Consider the following 18,460-nt stretch of genomic DNA (forward strand, 5'->3'; position numbering starts at 1 on the left):
TCAAAAAAGCAATGGCAATGACAATTTCAAAAACAAATTCAATAACAATAAATAATAAAAGATGAACAAGATAATTTTAATAGCATTGATAACTTTTTTAGGATTTTCGGCTCAGGCTCAAACTAAAAAAAATAAGAATTTAAAATACACTACAGAGGTAAATGGCAATTGCGAACAATGTAAAAAGCGCATCGAAAAAGCAGCTTTTAGTGTTCCGGGTGTAAAAACTGCTAATTGGGACATTAGTTCACACCAGCTTGCGGTAATTTTAAACGAAGAAAAATCATCAACAGCTGATTTGAATAAAGCTGTTGCAAAGGTTGGTCATGATACCAAAGAAGTAAAAGCAACTCAGGCAGATTATGATAATCTGCATTCTTGCTGTAAGTATGAAAGAGAATAATTAGGAAGCCCGGAGTTAAAAAAGCCCGGGCTTTTTTAATAGTTAATTTATCTTTAAAATACCGTATTTTATTGTGGTTAAATTAAATTATTGTTACTTTCACCAACTAATAAATGTAACCAAACCTGATATGAATAATTTCGACTGGACTCAATTAATAAACCCTGAATTTTACATTACATTAAGCATTGGAGGTTTTCAGATCGGTTTATTTATTGTTTTATTTATCGTTTTTGCTGAAACAGGACTTTTTGCAGGCTTTTTTCTACCAGGAGACAGCTTGTTGTTTTTAGCAGGGATCTACAGTCGCGAATTGATAGAGAATATGGTTTATATTTCTAACGATTTTTTAAACGTCTTTTTATTAGCACTCATGGTAGCCATAATGGGGGTTTTTGGAAACATGACCGGATATTGGTTTGGTGCTAAAAGCGGATACTATTTATTCAAAAAAGAAGATACTTTTTGGTTTAAAAAGAAATACCTCTTACAATCGAAGGATTTCTTCGAAAAGTATGGAGGTAAGGCTATTATTTATGCAAGATTTCTACCAATTTTCAGGACATTTGCCCCAATTATCGCAGGTATAGTTTCTATGGATAAAAAGAAATTTATGTTCTATAATGTTTTGAGCTCTTTTCTATGGTCTTTTATTCTGATTTTTGCAGGTCATTACTTATACGGAGTATTTTTAAAACAAGGAATAGATCTGAAACATCATATAGAATATATCATTATAATCATTGTGGTTATCTCTACATTCCCTGTTTTGTTGAAACTTTTAAAGAAAAGACCAATTGAGAAAATCTAATTTTTAATCTATTTAAAATTAGATGTTTCCAAAAAGATTAAAAATTGATCTTGCAAAACGCGAATTATTTTTTTCTTCGACAGTTTCATAACAAGAGAAGCCTAAAATAATTTTAATTCCCGGAGGTATGCTGTTCAAGATGTCTCTTTTTTGTTCATCCAGAAGTAATTTTAAACTTGAAGCTACTTCAGCATTATACTTTAAATAAGAAAGGATAAGCAATGTAGAAAAGTTTAAAACTTCACGTGCTGTTTCACTTTTGATGCCGACTTCATTCGAAATCATTTCAGTAATTCTGGCTTTTTTGCTGGTGAAAATTTTTTCTAAAAAGCGATTTCCTTCTGATTTATAATTTTCATCCACAGACAAAATTCTTGAAGAAGTAAAATCAACTTCTTTGTAAAATGTTGAGTCTGGTACAAGATCAGTCATTTCGGCTAAAGCTTTTTCATCAAAATTGTTATAGCATCCCATTAAAACAGTTCCCAGCGAAACATCGATAGCCTTAATTAGTAAGGCATCATTTTCGAAATAGAATTTGTTTAGTTTTGAGATGACATTAGACGAGATAAAACGGCGTAGTTCAATTTGTAGATTTGGGGTCATAATTGTTACGGGATTAGTTAATAATTGCTGTCAATAAACCGATTAAATGTGGTATTTTGTCGATTATAGTGATAAAAATATAAAATAAATTAACATATCCAAAAAATAAGTTAAATATATTATTTTGACTTTTCTGCAATTTAATTAACAAATTATGGTATTATCAACGAATATCATACTTTGTATTAATACTAAGTAGCAATTATTTAAAATAAAAAAAATAATTTTTATTTGAACGATGTTAAAAATAAGAAAATACTTAACTGTTTATTGAGTAATTAAAACAATAAAACTCTGTTTTTCCAAACTATAGTAAGAAATAATCCAAAATAAATAACGCAAATTAAAAAATTGATAAAACCGGAGGCTAAAAAACCAATTAGTGAACCTGTTGCAGCCTTAAATGCTCTTCTGTGATCTTTAGAATCGTATAACATTTCACCTATAAATGCCCCTGCAAATGGACCTATAATTATTCCAAAAGGAATTGGGGCAAGGATGCCAACTATAAGACCAATATTAGTGCCCCAAATGCCGTATGAACTGCCGCCAAAACGTTTAGTTCCCTTAGCTGGAATCACATAATCTAAAATCGTGATAATAATCATGATGATAAAAGTAATTCCTAAAACCCAGTAATTATTTTCAACGGCTTTGGTTAAATACAGTAATAACAAACCAACCCAACAACTTGACAGCCCGGGTAAAACGGGCAAAAAACTTCCCATGATTCCTATAATCATGCAGATAAAACCAAGTAAAACTAATACTAAATCCATACTAAAAACCGTTGTAAATTTTAATTGTAAATTTATGCCATCTATTGAATCATCATTTATAAAGTAATGAAAAAATAGTTCATAATTTCTCTTTGAAGAATATTTGCAATACAAAGTTTACCAAAAAATAATCGTATTTTTACAATATTAGTCAAATCAACATCAAAATCTTGAAACGTTTTTTTCTTTTTTTTGTTTTCATATCTTTAAATTCTTGTCAATATTTTGAGAAGCAGATCCCTTCTGAAAAAGAATTGCTTCAAAAAGAATTAAAATCAATCAACTGGAAAGTAGTTGATGAATATCCCTCTGTGCCAGACTGCGAGAAAATCAACGATAAAAGTCAGCGACAGCAATGTTTTTTCGAAATCATGTCGCAGCTTATTCAGGAAAAACTGGATATAGATACACTCTCCATTTTGTATCCCGAATTAGATACCATAGAAGTTAAAGTGACTGTCTTTCCTAATGCGACCCTGGAATTTGAGCCACAGTTTCCTAAGGATTCGGTGACTTATGACACGATAAAAATCGATAGTATTCTACGTGCACGATTGATAGATTTCCCAAAAGTGAATCCAGCCATTAAACGTGGAATTCCCGTTAAATCACAATTTATTTTGCCTGTTATTCTTAAGGAAAAGAAAAATAAACTAAATGATAAGGATTTAAAGTAGCTGTTCCTGCTGTCCGTTATATCTTTTTATTTTTAAAGAAAAAATAAAAAGGATGTCACTCCCATCAGGGCTAGGCAGTAAGATTCAAAAGAAAATTATACTTTAAACCGACGGTTTTTCCATTCATAAGAACCAAACAAACTGTATAAGGCTACAGCCGAACTAAAAAAAGGATAAAACAGACTACTCAAAAGCCAGCTTTTTAGACGGCCTTTAGTCAAATAAAGACTGGTGACATAAAGCAAAACAAAATCTATAACAAATTTAAGAAAAGCAAACAAAACAAAAATCGGATATGACCAGATTCCGAAAAGGAGAAATAAAAATCCAATAACGAAACTCAAATTTCCAAAGAAAACAATCAATCCCAATAACTTTCCAAACGAACTTTGATACGAACTTGTTTTTGCCGCCCAGCGCACTCTTTGATAAAATAAAGTTTTCCAGGTTTCAGTGGGTTTGGTGGTTACGATAGTTTCTTCATCTTTTAAATAATGAACTTCTTTTGGAAATCTTTCAATCGCTTTCTGCAATAAAAAAACATCATCTCCGCTGGCTATTTTATTGTTTCCCTCAAATCCGTTTAACTTTTCAAACAATGATTTTTTGTAAGCGAAATTGGCTCCATTGCACATAAAAGCATAGTTAAGTCCAAAACTTCCAATGGTAGCCCCTTGCAGGCTTGTTAAATCCAGTTGCTGGAAATGATCTAAAAATGAATTTTTGCAATCACACCTAACTGCTCCTGCGAGCATCGAGATTTTATTTTCCTGAATATAATTGTCGAATGATAAAAGCCAGTTTTCAGGAACAATACAATCGGCATCGGTGGTAATAACCCATTCGGTTTTTACATGTTGCATTGCACTGGTAATCGCGTCTTTTTTAGGAGAATTTGAAACCCGAATGTTGTCAATTACCGAAATTTGGAATTTGGAATTTAAAACTTGAAATTTCTCTGTTGAATTATCATCAACCAAAATCACTTCAAATAAATCAGTTGGATAATTTAATTTCGAAAAGCTCTCCAGCAGTATTGGCAAATTTTCTCCTTCATTGCGAAACGGAACTATAATCGTAAAACTTGTTTTGGGCTCTAAATCTGATTTTTGATATCTTTTGACTTTAAAAAAACCATAAATCAGCAAGCCGATTGTTATAACATAAATTTTTAATATGACGAACAATATCAGGCTCATGCAGCAGTTTTTGTTTTAAAATTCAAAACATAATAACTTCCTAAAACTACCGGAAGAACTACATTTAAAAACCACATTAAAGTGCTGATGAAAACCACAATCCATTCGTTTACGCCTAAAATTCCGAAGAAATAAATCGCAACACTGCCTTTTACCGCAAAATCCAAAAACTGAAACGTTGGTAATGAAGAAGCCAAAAAATAGACAGAAGTAATAGCGGCCATTAAAGTTAAATAGGGTAAATGAACTTCAAAAGCGAGAAACAAAAAGTAATATTGGTGCGAGAAAACCAAATAACGGCAAATGCCTAAAAATATATTTTTCTGATGAACTGGTTTAGGGATTTCATTGATTTTATGAATCAGTTTTTCAATTGAATATCCTTTTACTTTTATCTTTTTTATTGAAAATAACAGAATCAGAATCAATACAAATCCGCCAAATAAAATCAATACGGATTTTGTGGTAATGACATCGTACAGTGCATTGAAATATAACAGACCGAAAATGCCAAAAATAATAGTCAGAATCATTTGGATTCCGTTACAGATTAAGTTCAGGAACACCACTTTTTTAGCTTCCGTTTTCGGATAGTACAAAGCTTTTCCGGCATATTCCCCAACTCCGTTTGGAGTGAAAATCCCGGCGGTTAAGGCTGCTAAAACCTGTTTTGTTGCTTCTCCTAAAGATATGGGATATATGACTCGGGCTAAATTCTGCCATTTTAAAATTTCAAAAAAGCGATTCAGCACGCTCAACAGCAAGATAAATCCAACTCCTAAAACCGACTGATTTTTTCGGAACAAAACAATGAATTTCTGCCAGTCGAGTTTATCATTGTTTGCCAGCTGGTCGTAAATAAAATAAAATGCGCCGCCAACAATCAAAAGTTTGGCCAGAAGAACAAGGAATTGCTTAGCTTTGTGAGGAATTGAAATCATGCCGCAAAAGTAGTCAATTTGAGAATGAGATAATGTGGCAATTAGTAAATTAGAAAATGATTTATTCGAGATTCAGGTAACTTGAAACTTGAAACAAATAAACTTGAAACAAAACTTCTCTTGACAAAAGAACGCATCATATTAGGTATTGACCCTGGAACCACAATTATGGGTTTTGGACTGATTAAAGTAACCAATAAAAAAATGGAATTTCTGCAATTGAATGAATTGCAGCTTTCCAAATACGATAATCATTACCAAAAATTAAAAATTATCTTTGAAAGAACGATCGAATTAATCGAAACACATCATCCGGATGAAATTGCAATTGAAGCACCATTTTTTGGTAAAAACGTCCAGTCGATGCTGAAATTAGGCCGTGCACAAGGCGTTGCCATGGCAGCCGGACTTTCAAGAGATATTCCGATTACCGAGTACGAACCTAAAAAAATAAAAATGGCGATTACCGGAAACGGAAACGCCAGTAAAGAGCAGGTCGCCAAGATGTTGCAGCAGCTTTTAGGTTTAAAAGAATTACCCAAAAATTTGGATTCGACTGATGGTTTGGCGGCAGCTGTTTGTCATCACTTTAATTCCGGGAAAGTGGTTGCTGGAAAAAGTTATTCTGGCTGGGATGCTTTTGTAAAACAGAATGAGGATAAGATAAGAAAATAGTTATATTTGCCGAAATTAACATAATCTTTAACTAATGACAAAACTTAAATTTATTGCATTTCTTTTATTTGCAGCGCTTATTTCTTCATGCTCTTCTGATGATAGCGGAGATAACCAATCAGGAGATACTTATTTTAAATTTACTTAAGATGGTAAGGTACAAAATGTAAAAACCTGGGAAGCCATTAAACTAGGCGATTTAATAGAAGTTACCGGACAGTCTGCAGATGGAGGAGTTGGAATCGATTTTAAATTCAATATTTATGGAAATTTATATGAAGCTTTTACCTACGGAACTGATATTACAAGTAATATCCCTTTTCTGGAAGCTTCAGAACATTTTACATCAAATACTTTTACATTCACTTTAGAAAATTTGAATACTACAAACAAAACAGTCCAGGTAAAATTTTCTGGTAAGGTATATGATGACCCATATGATCACGAATCAGATTATGTTAATGTAATGGGATCATTTAAGGTTTCGTATGAAGATGATCCTTCAGAATCTCTGGAAGGGTATGGAACTTTTGCAAAGATAGATGGAAAAGACTGGCATGGTTTATCGATGAGCAGTACTGTTGAAAATCAGGAAACAAAAATACTTTACGCAGAAAATGACGGGGAGTATATAATTGGTATCGCTTTTCCTAAGTATGGAGCAAAAACAGGAACCTTCACTTTCACTAACAATAATTTTGCGAATAGAATTACTTTTCAAAAGTATGATTTATCAACACATGAATTTATAGATTATGATGTTTCAGGAACCATAACCTTTACCACTATTAATGATTCTTATGCAGCTGGAACATTTAGCCTGACAGCAACAAATCCGGTAACTAAAGCGAAAATAATAATTTCAAATGGTACTTTTAAAGAAGGGCTTTAGTGAAAAAAACTTAATTAAGTATTGATTATTGAAGAGCAAGATTTAACTTGCTCTTTTTTTATTATGTCTGGAATCTACATTCACATACCATTTTGCAAGCAGGCTTGTCATTACTGCGACTTTCATTTTTCAACTTCAATGAAGAAGAAGGAAGATATGGTTTTGGCTTTGGCAAAAGAAATTATGATGCGTAAAAATGAATTTGAAAATGATATAGTAGAAACGATTTATTTTGGCGGAGGAACACCTTCGGTTTTATCGAATGGCGAAATCAACTTTTTAATTTCTGAAGTTTATAAAAATTATAAAGTTGTCGAAAATCCTGAAATCACACTTGAAGCAAATCCTGATGATTTGTCTTTAGAACGGATTTTAGAATTATCTAAAAGTCCGATAAATCGTCTCAGCATCGGAATTCAGTCATTTTATGAAGATGATTTAAAGATGATGAACCGTGCTCATAATTCGCCGGAAGCCAAAAAATGTCTGGAAGAAGCTATTAAGTACTTCGACAATATTTCGCTTGATTTGATTTACGGAATTCCGGGAATGACTGACGAAATGTGGAAACAAAATATTCAGACCGCTCTGGATTTTGGTATTCCGCATATTTCGAGTTACGCTTTGACAGTTGAGCCAAAAACAACTTTGAGCAAGCTAATTCAAACCGGAAAAATTGCCGAACTTCAGGATGAAGCTGCTTCCAATCATTTTAATATTTTGGTTGAAATGCTTCAAAACAACGGTTTCATTCATTACGAATTATCCAATTTTGGAAAAGAAAATTATTTCTCCAAAAACAATTCAGCTTACTGGTTGGGTAAAAAATATATCGGAATCGGACCTTCAGCACATAGCTATGACGGAAAAAAAAGAGGCTGGAATATTGCTAATAATTCACTTTATCTAAAATCAATTCAGGAAAATAAACTTCCCATAGAAACTGAAATTCTGACTACATCTGATCGTTATAATGAATATATTATGACAGGATTACGAACGATTTGGGGCGTTTCTTTGGAAAAAATTGAAAATGAGTTTGGATTTGAATATCTAAATTATCTTCAAAAACAATCTCAAAAGTTCTTAGATGATGATTTACTTTCAATAGAAAATTACATACTGAAACCCACTCTAAAAGGAAAATTTTTAACAGATGGAATTGCTTCAGATTTATTTTATCTAAATTTGAAAGAATAAAAAATAGAACGCTGATAAAACGGATGCAGGCAACGCTGATAAATCTGTATTAATCCGCGTTAGAATATCCGTAAAATCCGTGTCCGAAATGATTGCAATTATTGAAAATAAATATCAAATTAACCTTTCAAAACCCATTGATATCTCTATTCCATTAACCAATACTGATGAAAACCCAATTGCCTGGTATATCGAAAAGCCAGTTATAGAACCGGTAGTTTTTGGCGACTGGATCGGCAAAGTTTCGGAAGGAAAATCATCGACTAATTTCAATAATATTTTCTTCAATCCGCATGGGCATGGTACGCATACGGAATGTTTAGGGCATATTACAAATGATTTTTACAGTATCAACCAATCTTTAAAAAAGTTTTTCTTTTTTGCCAGACTGATTACCATCGAACCTGAAAAAATGGAGGAAGATTTTGTGATTACAAAAAAGCAGGTTTATGAAGCTCTGAATGTCTCAGATTTTCCAGAAACCGAAGCAATAATCATCAGAACGCTTCCTAATCAAAAAGATAAAAAATCAAGAAAGTATTCGAATACAAATCCACCCTATTTGTCTGAAGAAGCAGCAGTTTTTATCCGCGAAAGCGAAATTCAGCATCTTTTAATTGACTTGCCAAGCGTTGATCGTGAGCATGATGAAGGCAAATTATTGGCACACAAAGCTTTTTGGAATGTTAAGGACACACATAATTTAAACATCGATGCACGTTTTGAAGCGACAATTACTGAAATGATTTTTGTGCCAAACGAAATTCACGACGGAAATTATCTGCTAAATCTGCAAATTGCTTCTTTTGAAAACGATGCCAGTCCGAGTAAACCTGTTTTATATCCTGTTGAAAATTTACAATTGTAAATCACTTTGTTTAGGTTAAATAAAAGAGAGAAAAAAAGAAAATGGTTATATTCGAAACAGCTTTAATATTCCAAACTTATGAATCAGATTACCGTTTCTACTGATAAAAGCAAACTTGATATTTTGTTCATTCAAAATTTCCTGAAGGACATTTATTGGGCTGCCGGACGGACTATTGAAGAAGTACAGACTACAATTGATGCGTCGGTTTGTTTTGGAATTTATTTGAATGATAAACAAGTTGGTTTTGCAAGAGTAATTACTGATTATGTTGTTTTTGGCTATGTAATGGATGTTTTTATTGCGGAACAACATCGTGGAAAAGGATACTCTTCCATTTTAATTCAGCATATGATGAATGAACCATTGCTGAGAGATATTAAAATCTGGCGCCTGGCAACAACAGACGCACATTTTTTATATGAAAAATTTGGATTTACTAAACTGAGTCATCCTGAAAAAATGATGGAAAAAATACTATGATGAATACAATTGTTAAACTCGAAGAAACTGCTTTATTTATTTTCGGAATCTATTTATTCAGTCTTTTAAGTTTTGAATGGTGGTGGTTTTTGGTTTTGATTTTAGCCCCCGATTTATCGATGCTGGGATATTTATTTGGAAATAAAACCGGCGCGTTTTTTTATAATGTGTTTCATCATAAAGGAATTGCTATTTTATTTTATATTTTCGGATCGTATTTTAAAATTGAAGTTCTGCAATTAGCAGGAGTTATTTTGATGTCGCATTCTGCAATGGATCGTATTTTTGGTTATGGCCTTAAATATGAAAAAGGTTTTAAATACACTCATTTGGGTGAAATTGGTAAATAAACAATTATGAATTTAGAAACATTTTACGAATATTGCCTTTCGAAAAAAGGTGTCAGCGAACATTTTCCTTTTGATGAAGATACTTTAGTATTCAAAGTAGGCGGAAAAATGTTTGCTTTGTCATCTTTATCACAATGGGAAAAGAATGAAGCTTCAGTCAATTTAAAATGTGATCCGGAGCGTGCTCAGGAATTAAGGGTAGAATATGATGAAATAAAACCGGGATTTCATATGAGTAAAGTACATTGGAATACAGTTTCGTTAAACGGAAATTTACCGGCTGCTTTTGTCAAAGAACTCATAGATCATTCATATGAATTGGTTTTCAAAAGTTTGACAAAGAAAATTCAGAATGAAATTATTGACCCGAGGTAAAATTTTTACCGAACAGGCGGAGCAATTAGAAAATTAGGCATTACATTTGTAAGGAATGTCAAAAACATAACACTCAATTAATTTGCAACTTAGTAGTTTATAGAATATGAAAGAACAATTTAAAAAATTTCTGAACGAAGAGCAAGATCCTAAAGCGATTGAAAAAATTACTTCAAAACTCAATGATTTATTGATGAAAGGAGAAGAAGTAGGATATATTGCAGTTCAAAAAAAACCTGCAATTACTGTTTTTCCGGATAGTATTGTATTAACGAATAAAAGAATTATTATTTGTAAACCTAAAAATCTGGGTCTTTCAATGGATTTTACAGATTATACCTGGGATGATGTTGCAGGAGCATTTGTAAAAGAAAATATTCTGGGTTCAGAATTCTCATTTAATACCAATACTGACTTGTCGATTTCGATTGATTATATTCCGAAAATCCAGGCCAGAAAAATATATACATACGCAAAAGAACAGTTGGATTTACTTAAAAATCCAGTGACTATATCAGCTCCGGTTTCAGAAACTATTCAGGCAGAAGAGCCAGAGGATACTGTTGAAGAAATTGAAACAGAAGAAGTAACTAATTTTGCAGAAATTTTACCGGCAGCTCCGTCTTACACAGAGACTTTCGAACCAATTCAACAAACTCAGTCAACAGGTGAGCGTAAATTAAGTGAATTATCTAAAGAAGAGCTTTTTGATAAATTACAGAATTATAAAAAACTGCTGGATAATGGCTTAATTCTCCAGGGTGAATATGACAATTACAAAAAAGAAATTTTAAGTTATATGTAATAAAAAATCCGAAGTTCAAGCTTCGGATTTTTTTATTTAATTTTTTTTAGATTACCTACCATTCATTAACTTTATTAGCATCCATTTTTAAGAATATAAAAAGTAAAATGGTGAATCCCCATAAACCAGATCCCCCGTATGAAAAGAAAGGCAGAGGTACCCCAATTGTTGGGAAAATACCAACTACCATGGCAATGTTCACAAAAAAGTGAATGAATAAAATTCCGGCAACACAATATCCGTATACTCTGCTAAATTTTGTTTTTTGTCTTTCAGCTAAATAAATAATTCTTAAAAGTAATCCGGCAAATAATGCAATAACTATAAAGGAACCAACAAATCCCCATTCTTCGCCTACGGTTGTAAATATGTAATCAGTGTGCTGTTCTGGTACAAAACCACCTTTTGTCTGTGTCCCCTCTAAAAAACCTTTTCCTGTCCAGCCTCCTGATCCTATAGCAATCTCAGATTGGTTAGTATTGTATCCGATACCTTTCATATCGACCGTTTTTCCTAGTAATATATTGAAACGGTCTCTGTGATGTTGTTTAAAAACATGATCAAAAACATAATCAACTGAAAAAACAAATGCTGAAATAATGGCCAGGAGTATACTGCTTAAAATAATATTACGGTCAACAGCTCTTCCTTTAAAATGTATAATAGCCAATACTGCGAACGCTATTAAAATAACAACATAAGGCTCTAAAATGAGTGTTAGTACAAATAAAAGTATGGTTATGAAACCGGTCCATACATACCAGGCAGGAAGTCCTTCCCGATATAAAACAATAATGAAAATACTATAAATTAAAGCACTCCCGGGATCCGGTTGCGGCAAGATCAAAATTACAGGCAGGAATATTATGGCAAGTGCCTGAATTTGACGATTGGTTTCCTTAAGATTAATTTGTGTGTCGCTCAGATATTTGGCTAAGGCCAATGAAGTAGCCGCTTTTGCAAATTCTGATGGCTGAAGTGTAAAGCTTCCGATAGCATACCAGCATCTTTGTCCTGCAATTGTTTTTCCAAAAAGAAACAATCCGGCTAATGATAATAATGCAACTCCAAAGATGATACTGGCATATTTTTCATAGAATTTACCATCAACGAATAAAACAACGAAAATTAGAGGAATGGTACATCCAATAAATATTAACTGCTTTTCATAAGTTCCTTCTGTAGAAGATAAGGAAGACGAATATATGTTTAACCACCCCAGAATCACCAGAATACTGTAAATGATAACGCTTATCCAATCAATATTTTTTTTTACACTTTGATTTTTCATTTTAAATGAATCCCTTATTAATTTCGTTTGATGGAATCAGCTTTGGTTTTTGGAATTATTCTTTTGCTTTTTGCAATGGAGTCTCTTCGTTTAATTTCTAACTTAGCAACATTTGCAATAGAATCCTTTATTCGTATTTCTTTTTTAACACTTTCTGAAAGTCCGCCTAATTTTGCATATTCGCTTTGAAGACTCTTGTTTAAAACCCTGACTTCTAAATCCGTTCTGGAAATTTTCTTTTTTAAATATTTTTCTATCATTAAACTCGCAATGGGTCCGGCAATCGAAGCTCCAAAACCACCATTTTCAATCATAATGGCAATCGCAATTTTTGGATTGTCTTTTGGTGCAAATGCAACAAATATAGAGTGATCTTCAAGCTGAACTCTTTTACCGTCAATCTTCGCAAAATTTTCAGCCGTACCTGTTTTTCCACAGATGTCAATACCTTCAACTTTTAATCTGCTTGCTGTTCCCATATTATAAACATCAAATAAGCCGCTTATGATTGGAGGGAAATATTTTTTATCAATAGATGTTGTGTGTTTTGTTGTAAATTTAGAATCGATGCTTTTGCCTTCAATCTTTTTTATGATGTGAGGGGTGTAATAATAGCCCTGATTCGCAATTGTAGCCATCATATTTGCCAGCTGAATTGGTGTCATTACAACTTCTCCCTGCCCGATAGCATTTGAAACAATGGCAGTACTTTTCCAGCCGCCATTAGGATACATTTTTTTATAAGTTTTAGAAGTTGGAATTTTTCCTCTCTTACCAGTTGGTAAATCGTAACCCATAAATTCACCTAACCCAAAAGTTTTAAGGTGATTGCTCCATACATCTACTGCAGCAGCAGGTTTTGTGTATTTATTAATTGTTCGCATGTAAGAAGTTGCGAAATAACTGTTACAGGATTGGTAAATAGCTCTGTGTAATTGCAATTGGCCTCCACTGCAGTGACATCTCATAAATCGTCCTCTTGCATAACTGAAACCATGATGGCAGGTAACAGAAAAATTTTCATCAATTACACCTTCTTGTAAAGCTACCAGACCTGTTAATATTTTAAAAGGAGAACCTGGTGGGTATTCCGCCAAAAGTCCTCTGTCATATAGCGGTTTAGCTATTGAATCACGATATAAAAGTGTGTAATTCTTAGAACGCTGCCTTCCAACTAAGATTCCCGGATCGTATGACGGAGCGGTTACGAGTGCTAAAATTTCACCCGAGCTAGGCTCAAGAGCAACGATACCGCCTCTTTTATTGATCATCAATTCTTCACCATATTTTTGAAGTGCAGCATCAATAGTTAAATTAATATCTTCTCCCTGAACAGCTATAGTATCGTATTTTCCATTTTTATAAGAACCAATTTCTCTGTTGTATTTGTCTTTTTGGATATATTTTACACCTTTTATACCTCTCAGGATTTCTTCATAGCTTTCTTCGACACCTTGCTTACCAATTAAATCACCACTATTGTAATAAGGATTTTTTGCAATCTGTTTTTCGGTTACCTGTGTGATAAAACCAAAAATATTAGCTCCACAATCAACTTCATAGTCACGAAGAGAACGTTTTTGAAAATAGAAACCTTCATATTTTCTAATTTTCTCCTGAAAAGCTGCAAATTCTGTCTTGTTAAGCTGTGATAAAAAAACAGAAGGTAATCTTGGGCTGTACACCTTTGCTTTGGCTATTCTTTTCTCGTATTCTTCCTTAGTAATATTTAATAGTTGGCAGAATTCAGCGATATTGAGATTATCTTTAATTTCTCTTGGAATGACCATGATATCATAAGATGACTGGTTTGCAACAAGCAGTTTTCCGTATCTGTCATAAATATACCCGCGTTCAGGGTAATCATATTTTATTTTGATGGCATTATTTTCTGATTTCAGTTTGAAAGAATCATCAATAACCTGCAAATAAAATATCCTGATCACTAGCAAAGATGCTGCAATAATAATTAAAGTGGGCAGCAGGACTTTTCTCATCGTTTATTTGGCTTAATAAGATAAATGATTATGATAGAAATGAGTATTGTAAAAATAGAACTAAATAAAGTGCGGAGCAAAATATCCCAAATGAATTTAAATTGAAAAGCTTCCAGGATAAATAAAACGATATGATGTAAGAAAACAGAAACTAAAATAAATGAGAAACGCTCAGGCGTTAAGGACTCGTTTAGTTTGATAGTTTGATATTCATAACTCAATCCGAAAGAGAATTTAAAAATATAGGGCCTGTAATAAGCTAAAATAACACAGGCTGCTGCATGAATACCTCCTGAATTACAAAACATATCCATTGTAATACCCAATAAAAAGCTCGAAATTATTAAACCGGATCGATTGCTGTTTACAGGATACAAAATAATATATAAAATATACGGGTAAGGACTTATGTACCCTAAGAAATTCATGTTGTTAAAAATAACAATCTGAATTGCAAGTAACATAATAAATCGAAAAATATTGACTAACAGTGCGCTATTCATCTTTTTCCTTGTTTTTATTTTCTAAATTAATAAGTTCTTCCCTTCCCTTACTTTTAATAATATAAACATGTCCTAAATTAGTCATGTCGTTAAATAATTTGACATCAATGGTATAGAATGTTGTTTTTGTGTCTATATAATATTTATCAATTACACCAATATTAATGTTTTCAGGAAAAATTACAGATTGTCCACCTGTAACAATAGTATCTCCTTTTCTAACAGAAGCCAGTCTCGGAACATCGGTTAATTGAACAGTCCCAGTACTTTTTCCGTCCCAGGTCAAAGAACCAAAATGATTTGATTTTTTTAATTTTGCATTAATCTGAGATTTCATATTCAATATACTAATCACAGTAGAATAGTTAGGGGATGTATTGTCTACAATACCAATAATTCCTAAACTATTAATTACTCCCATATCTTGTTTAACGCCTTCGTTTGATCCAGAATTTAAAGTAAGATAATTTTCGTGTGTGCTATACGAGTTATGAATTACTTTTGAGACAATAATATCAGCTGGCTTAACACCTTTAATACTGTCGATCATCGGCGCTTTTGTTGTGTCTTCTATGTTGAATAAAAGACTTTTTAATCTTGCGTTTTCAAGTACCAGTTCGTCATTTTCAGCTCTTAAATTCAAATACTCATTTACGCTGTTTATTTTTTCATAAACGCCTCCACTAATAAAGTTAGCAGAGCTGATAGTCCTGCTTCTGTGAAATGAGTGAGATTGGATTGTGAGTGCCAACGAAATACCTAAAAGCAGCAAAAACAGCAAACGATTACTGTTTTTTATAATGAAATTAAAAATTTGCTGCATTTCTTGTTTGGTTATTTTGTTTCAGGATATGCTTTGAGTTCAAATTTTTTTAGAGCCAAATGATTTATAATTTAACTCTAAAAAAATATTGATTCTTATCTTGTCTTATTTGATTAAGATACTTTTAAATTTTGCAATGTTTTTAAGTGCCATTCCCGTTCCACGTACAACTGCTCTTAACGGATCTTCGGCAATGTAAACCGGTAAATCTGTTTTTTGAGAAATACGCTTGTCAAGACCTCTTAACATAGATCCTCCACCAGCTAAATAAATACCTGTGTTGTAGATATCTGCTGCTAATTCTGGAGGAGTTTGAGATAATGTTTCCATTACCGCATCCTCAATACGCTGAATGGATTTGTCTAATGCTTTAGCGATCTCACGATAAGAAACATCAACTTGTTTTGGCTTACCTGTAAGCAAATCTCTACCTTGAACTGACATATCTTCTGGCGGTCCGTCAAGATCTTCGATAGCCGCTCCGATTTGAATTTTAATTTTTTCAGCAGTACTTTCTCCTACGAAAAGGTTGTGCTGTGTACGCATGTAATAAACGATGTCATTTGTGAAAACGTCACCCGCAATTTTTACAGATTTGTCACAAACAATTCCACCTAAGGCGATTACAGCGATTTCAGTTGTACCACCTCCAATATCAACAATCATATTTCCTTTTGGTTGCATGATGTCGATTCCAATACCGATTGCTGCTGCCATTGGTTCGTGAATCAAGTAAACTTCTTTTCCGTTTACACGCTCACAAGATTCTTTTACAGCACGCATCTCAACCTCTGTAATTCCAGACGGAATACAAACTACCATCCTTAAAGCAGGAGTAAACATTCTCTTCTTTAATGCAGGTATGCTTTTAATGAACATATTGATCATTTTTTCTGAAGCATCAAAATCGGCAATTACACCATCCTTCAAAGGCCTTATGGTCTTGATGTTTTCATGTGTTTTACCTTGCATCATGTTGGCCTCTTTACCAACAGCAATGATTTTGCCAGAAATCCTATCGCGTGCTACGATAGAAGGGCTATCAATAACAACTTTATCATTATGAATGATTAAAGTGTTTGCGGTTCCAAGGTCTATCGCAATATCCTCGGTCATGAAATCAAAAAATCCCATAAGTTTTTTAGGGGTTTAAAATGTTATAAAATAATTTATCGAACAAAGTTAAACAAATTAATGTTTAAAATGACGTGTTCCTGTAAATACCATTGCAAGATTATTTTCGTTGCAATAATTTATGCTTAATTCGTCTTTTATTGAACCTCCTGGCTGAATTACAGCAGTTATTCCTGCTTTTTTAGCTAATTCTACACAGTCAGGAAATGGGAAAAAGGCATCACTTGCCATTGAAGCACCATTTAAATCAAATCCGAAAGCTTTTGCTTTATCAACTGCCTGAATCAAAGCGTCAACTCTTGAAGTCTGACCTGTACCAGATGAAATCAATGTTCCGTTTTTAGCAAATACAATTGTGTTCGATTTTGTATTCTTGCAGATTTTAGAAGCAAAGATCAAATCTTCGATCTCCTGAGCAGTAGGTTCTGTAATTGTAACGGTTTTTAAATGCTCTTTATTATCTGTAATATTATTTCTGTCCTGAATTAACAAACCATTAAGACAAGTTCTTACTTGGCGGGATGGTAATTCAACTTCATTCTGAATTAAAATAATTCTATTCTTTTTCTCTTGCAAAATACTGATAGCCTGATCATCGTACGATGGGGCAATAACAACTTCGCAGAATAATTTGTTGATTTCCTGTGCTGTTTCAACATCAATTTTTGTGTTAGAAATTAACACTCCGCCAAAAGCAGAAGTAGGATCACAAGCTAAAGCTGCTAAATAAGCTTCGCTGATTGTTTTTCTTGAAGCTAATCCGCAGGCATTATTATGTTTTAAAATTGCAAATGTTGGTCCGTCTGTTTTAAATTCAGCAATTAAATTTACTGCAGCATCAACATCTAATAAATTGTTGTATGATAATTCTTTTCCGTGAACTTTTTTGAACATAGCGTCAAAATCTCCGAAGAAAAATCCTTTTTGGTGAGGGTTTTCACCGTATCTTAAAACCTGACCGTTTGCAATGCTTTCTTTGTAAATAGTCTCGTCGGTATTAAAATAATTAAAAATAGCTCCGTCATAGTGAGAAGAAACGTGGAAAGCCTTTGTAGCAAACAATCTTCTGTTTTCTAGAGTTGTTGCCCCATCTTGCTCTGTAATCAAATCTAAAAGTAAGCTGTATTCGTTTACTGAAGCTACGATTACTGTGTCTTTGAAATTTTTTGCACCTGCGCGGATTAATGAAATTCCGCCAATGTCAATTTTTTCAATAATATCTTGTTCGCTTGCGCCAGAAGCAACTGTTTTTTCAAAAGGGTATAAATCAACAATAACCAAATCAATCTGCGGAATATTAAATTCCTTCATTTGCTGCACATCACTTTCATTGTCTTGACGATTCAAGATTCCACCAAAAATTTTTGGATGCAAAGTTTTTACTCTTCCGCCAAGAATTTCAGGAAAAGAAGTTATATCTTCAACAGGAACTACCGGAATACCAAGGTTTTTAATAAAATCTTCAGTACCGCCAGTTGAATAAAGTGTAACATTTTGCTCATGTAATTTTCTAACGATTGGCTCTAATCCATCTTTCGAAAAAACAGATATTAATGCTGATTGTATTTTTTTAGTTGTGCTCATTGTGTAGTTATAATTTTCAGACTGCAAAAGTAGTTTTTTTTGATTATATATTTAAAGGAATTCT

At 33.0% G+C, this 18,460-nt stretch carries 21 protein-coding genes; 11 read left to right on the top strand and 10 right to left on the bottom strand.

Translation table 11 applies throughout. The annotated features are described in order from the left end of the window. Nucleotides 1–61 precede the first annotated feature (61 nt). Both K8B81_RS04385 and K8B81_RS04390 read left to right on the top strand, forming a co-directional pair. Complete coding sequence (locus tag K8B81_RS04385; protein ID WP_223679213.1) at nucleotides 62–403, top strand: heavy-metal-associated domain-containing protein; 342 nt, start codon at nucleotides 62–64, stop codon at nucleotides 401–403. Between the two features lie 130 nt (nucleotides 404–533). Further along, the gene (locus K8B81_RS04390; RefSeq protein ID WP_223679215.1) at nucleotides 534–1,214 is read left to right on the top strand and encodes a DedA family protein; all 681 of its coding nucleotides are present in this window, start codon (nucleotides 534–536) and stop codon (nucleotides 1,212–1,214) included. Nucleotides 1,215–1,232: 18 nt separating this feature from the next. On the opposite strand, the gene K8B81_RS04395 is transcribed toward K8B81_RS04390, so the two are convergent. Both K8B81_RS04395 and K8B81_RS04400 read right to left on the bottom strand, forming a co-directional pair. Beyond that, nucleotides 1,233–1,820, bottom strand: coding sequence for a DUF937 domain-containing protein (locus K8B81_RS04395; RefSeq protein WP_223679217.1), 588 nt, complete (start codon nucleotides 1,818–1,820; stop codon nucleotides 1,233–1,235). Nucleotides 1,821–2,098: 278 nt separating this feature from the next. Then, the gene (locus K8B81_RS04400) at nucleotides 2,099–2,599 is read right to left on the bottom strand and encodes a DUF456 domain-containing protein (RefSeq protein ID WP_223679219.1); all 501 of its coding nucleotides are present in this window, start codon (nucleotides 2,597–2,599) and stop codon (nucleotides 2,099–2,101) included. A gap of 170 nt (nucleotides 2,600–2,769) precedes the next feature. Here K8B81_RS04400 and K8B81_RS04405 point away from each other — a divergent pair, with 170 nt between their 5' ends. Next, nucleotides 2,770–3,276 carry a hypothetical protein gene (locus K8B81_RS04405; protein ID WP_223679221.1) on the top strand — a complete coding sequence of 169 codons (507 nt, stop codon included), beginning with the start codon at nucleotides 2,770–2,772 and terminating at the stop codon, nucleotides 3,274–3,276. A gap of 95 nt (nucleotides 3,277–3,371) precedes the next feature. Here K8B81_RS04405 and K8B81_RS04410 read toward each other — a convergent pair whose 3' ends face one another. Together K8B81_RS04410 and K8B81_RS04415 are read right to left on the bottom strand one after the other, a co-directional pair. Next, nucleotides 3,372–4,475: a glycosyltransferase family 2 protein gene (locus K8B81_RS04410; RefSeq protein WP_223679223.1), complete on the bottom strand. Its 1,104-nt coding sequence runs from the start codon at nucleotides 4,473–4,475 to the stop codon at nucleotides 3,372–3,374. Next, on the bottom strand, nucleotides 4,472–5,416 hold the full coding sequence (locus K8B81_RS04415; RefSeq protein WP_223679225.1) for a flippase-like domain-containing protein: 945 nt from the start codon (nucleotides 5,414–5,416) through the stop codon (nucleotides 4,472–4,474). The genes K8B81_RS04410 and K8B81_RS04415 overlap by 4 nt, the downstream gene beginning before the upstream one ends. A 120-nt stretch (nucleotides 5,417–5,536) precedes the next feature. Between K8B81_RS04415 and ruvC the strand changes: the two genes are divergently transcribed. The 8 genes from ruvC to K8B81_RS04455 all read left to right on the top strand — a co-directional run bounded on the left by ruvC (nucleotide 5,537) and on the right by K8B81_RS04455 (nucleotide 11,064). Continuing rightward, complete coding sequence (gene ruvC / locus K8B81_RS04420) at nucleotides 5,537–6,091, top strand: crossover junction endodeoxyribonuclease RuvC (protein WP_031454255.1); 555 nt, start codon at nucleotides 5,537–5,539, stop codon at nucleotides 6,089–6,091. 376 nt (nucleotides 6,092–6,467) lie between these two features. After that, nucleotides 6,468–6,983: a DUF6252 family protein gene (locus tag K8B81_RS04425; protein WP_223679227.1), complete on the top strand. Its 516-nt coding sequence runs from the start codon at nucleotides 6,468–6,470 to the stop codon at nucleotides 6,981–6,983. A 63-nt stretch (nucleotides 6,984–7,046) separates the two neighbouring features. Beyond that, nucleotides 7,047–8,183: a radical SAM family heme chaperone HemW gene (gene hemW / locus K8B81_RS04430; RefSeq protein WP_223679235.1), complete on the top strand. Its 1,137-nt coding sequence runs from the start codon at nucleotides 7,047–7,049 to the stop codon at nucleotides 8,181–8,183. 88 nt (nucleotides 8,184–8,271) lie between these two features. Then, nucleotides 8,272–9,051, top strand: coding sequence for a cyclase family protein (locus K8B81_RS04435; protein WP_223679237.1), 780 nt, complete (start codon nucleotides 8,272–8,274; stop codon nucleotides 9,049–9,051). A gap of 78 nt (nucleotides 9,052–9,129) precedes the next feature. Further along, nucleotides 9,130–9,534, top strand: a complete 405-nt coding sequence (locus tag K8B81_RS04440) for a GNAT family N-acetyltransferase (protein WP_223679239.1) — start codon at nucleotides 9,130–9,132, stop codon at nucleotides 9,532–9,534. Further along, on the top strand, nucleotides 9,534–9,884 hold the full coding sequence (locus tag K8B81_RS04445; protein WP_223679241.1) for a DUF4260 domain-containing protein: 351 nt from the start codon (nucleotides 9,534–9,536) through the stop codon (nucleotides 9,882–9,884). Before K8B81_RS04440 ends, K8B81_RS04445 begins: the two co-directional genes overlap by 1 nt. Nucleotides 9,885–9,890: 6 nt before the next feature. After that, complete coding sequence (locus tag K8B81_RS04450) at nucleotides 9,891–10,259, top strand: MmcQ/YjbR family DNA-binding protein (protein WP_223679243.1); 369 nt, start codon at nucleotides 9,891–9,893, stop codon at nucleotides 10,257–10,259. Nucleotides 10,260–10,365: 106 nt separating this feature from the next. Beyond that, entirely contained in the window at nucleotides 10,366–11,064 is a 699-nt protein-coding gene (locus tag K8B81_RS04455) for a PH domain-containing protein (RefSeq protein WP_223679245.1), read from the top strand. Nucleotides 11,065–11,119: 55 nt separating this feature from the next. On the opposite strand, the gene rodA is transcribed toward K8B81_RS04455, so the two are convergent. From rodA to purH, 6 genes are all read right to left on the bottom strand, one after another. Beyond that, entirely contained in the window at nucleotides 11,120–12,355 is a 1,236-nt protein-coding gene (gene rodA, locus K8B81_RS04460) for a rod shape-determining protein RodA (RefSeq protein ID WP_223679246.1), read from the bottom strand. A 17-nt stretch (nucleotides 12,356–12,372) separates the two neighbouring features. Next, nucleotides 12,373–14,352, bottom strand: coding sequence for a penicillin-binding protein 2 (gene mrdA / locus K8B81_RS04465; RefSeq protein ID WP_223679248.1), 1,980 nt, complete (start codon nucleotides 14,350–14,352; stop codon nucleotides 12,373–12,375). Continuing rightward, on the bottom strand, nucleotides 14,349–14,855 hold the full coding sequence (locus K8B81_RS04470; RefSeq protein ID WP_223679250.1) for a rod shape-determining protein MreD: 507 nt from the start codon (nucleotides 14,853–14,855) through the stop codon (nucleotides 14,349–14,351). The genes mrdA and K8B81_RS04470 overlap by 4 nt, the downstream gene beginning before the upstream one ends. Then, a complete protein-coding gene (gene mreC / locus K8B81_RS04475) occupies nucleotides 14,848–15,678 on the bottom strand; it encodes a rod shape-determining protein MreC (protein WP_223679252.1) in 831 nt (276 codons plus the stop codon). Before mreC ends, K8B81_RS04470 begins: the two co-directional genes overlap by 8 nt. A 105-nt stretch (nucleotides 15,679–15,783) precedes the next feature. Continuing rightward, nucleotides 15,784–16,812, bottom strand: a complete 1,029-nt coding sequence (locus K8B81_RS04480) for a rod shape-determining protein (RefSeq protein ID WP_007804822.1) — start codon at nucleotides 16,810–16,812, stop codon at nucleotides 15,784–15,786. A gap of 57 nt (nucleotides 16,813–16,869) precedes the next feature. Next, nucleotides 16,870–18,396 carry a bifunctional phosphoribosylaminoimidazolecarboxamide formyltransferase/IMP cyclohydrolase gene (purH, locus tag K8B81_RS04485; protein WP_223679254.1) on the bottom strand — a complete coding sequence of 509 codons (1,527 nt, stop codon included), beginning with the start codon at nucleotides 18,394–18,396 and terminating at the stop codon, nucleotides 16,870–16,872. Nucleotides 18,397–18,460: the final 64 nt, after the last annotated feature.

This window comes from Flavobacterium hibisci, from assembly GCF_020026925.1.
Classification (GTDB): Bacteria; Bacteroidota; Bacteroidia; order Flavobacteriales; family Flavobacteriaceae; genus Flavobacterium; species Flavobacterium hibisci.

Excerpts from the sequence above, each read along its gene's own strand:
- K8B81_RS04385 (WP_223679213.1), top strand. The coding sequence starts at position 62 with ATGAACAAGATAATTTTAATAGCATTGATAACTTTTTTAGGATTTTCG.
- K8B81_RS04390 (WP_223679215.1), top strand. The coding sequence starts at position 534 with ATGAATAATTTCGACTGGACTCAATTAATAAACCCTGAATTTTACATT.
- K8B81_RS04395 (WP_223679217.1), bottom strand. The coding sequence starts at position 1,820 with ATGACCCCAAATCTACAAATTGAACTACGCCGTTTTATCTCGTCTAAT.
- K8B81_RS04400 (WP_223679219.1), bottom strand. The coding sequence starts at position 2,599 with ATGGATTTAGTATTAGTTTTACTTGGTTTTATCTGCATGATTATAGGA.
- K8B81_RS04410 (WP_223679223.1), bottom strand. The coding sequence starts at position 4,475 with ATGAGCCTGATATTGTTCGTCATATTAAAAATTTATGTTATAACAATC.
- K8B81_RS04415 (WP_223679225.1), bottom strand. The coding sequence starts at position 5,416 with ATGATTTCAATTCCTCACAAAGCTAAGCAATTCCTTGTTCTTCTGGCC.
- hemW (WP_223679235.1), top strand. The coding sequence starts at position 7,047 with ATGTCTGGAATCTACATTCACATACCATTTTGCAAGCAGGCTTGTCAT.
- K8B81_RS04435 (WP_223679237.1), top strand. The coding sequence starts at position 8,272 with ATGATTGCAATTATTGAAAATAAATATCAAATTAACCTTTCAAAACCC.
- K8B81_RS04440 (WP_223679239.1), top strand. The coding sequence starts at position 9,130 with ATGAATCAGATTACCGTTTCTACTGATAAAAGCAAACTTGATATTTTG.
- K8B81_RS04445 (WP_223679241.1), top strand. The coding sequence starts at position 9,534 with ATGAATACAATTGTTAAACTCGAAGAAACTGCTTTATTTATTTTCGGA.
- K8B81_RS04450 (WP_223679243.1), top strand. The coding sequence starts at position 9,891 with ATGAATTTAGAAACATTTTACGAATATTGCCTTTCGAAAAAAGGTGTC.
- K8B81_RS04455 (WP_223679245.1), top strand. The coding sequence starts at position 10,366 with ATGAAAGAACAATTTAAAAAATTTCTGAACGAAGAGCAAGATCCTAAA.
- rodA (WP_223679246.1), bottom strand. The coding sequence starts at position 12,355 with ATGAAAAATCAAAGTGTAAAAAAAAATATTGATTGGATAAGCGTTATC.
- mrdA (WP_223679248.1), bottom strand. The coding sequence starts at position 14,352 with ATGAGAAAAGTCCTGCTGCCCACTTTAATTATTATTGCAGCATCTTTG.
- K8B81_RS04470 (WP_223679250.1), bottom strand. The coding sequence starts at position 14,855 with ATGAATAGCGCACTGTTAGTCAATATTTTTCGATTTATTATGTTACTT.
- mreC (WP_223679252.1), bottom strand. The coding sequence starts at position 15,678 with ATGCAGCAAATTTTTAATTTCATTATAAAAAACAGTAATCGTTTGCTG.
- K8B81_RS04480 (WP_007804822.1), bottom strand. The coding sequence starts at position 16,812 with ATGGGATTTTTTGATTTCATGACCGAGGATATTGCGATAGACCTTGGA.
- purH (WP_223679254.1), bottom strand. The coding sequence starts at position 18,396 with ATGAGCACAACTAAAAAAATACAATCAGCATTAATATCTGTTTTTTCG.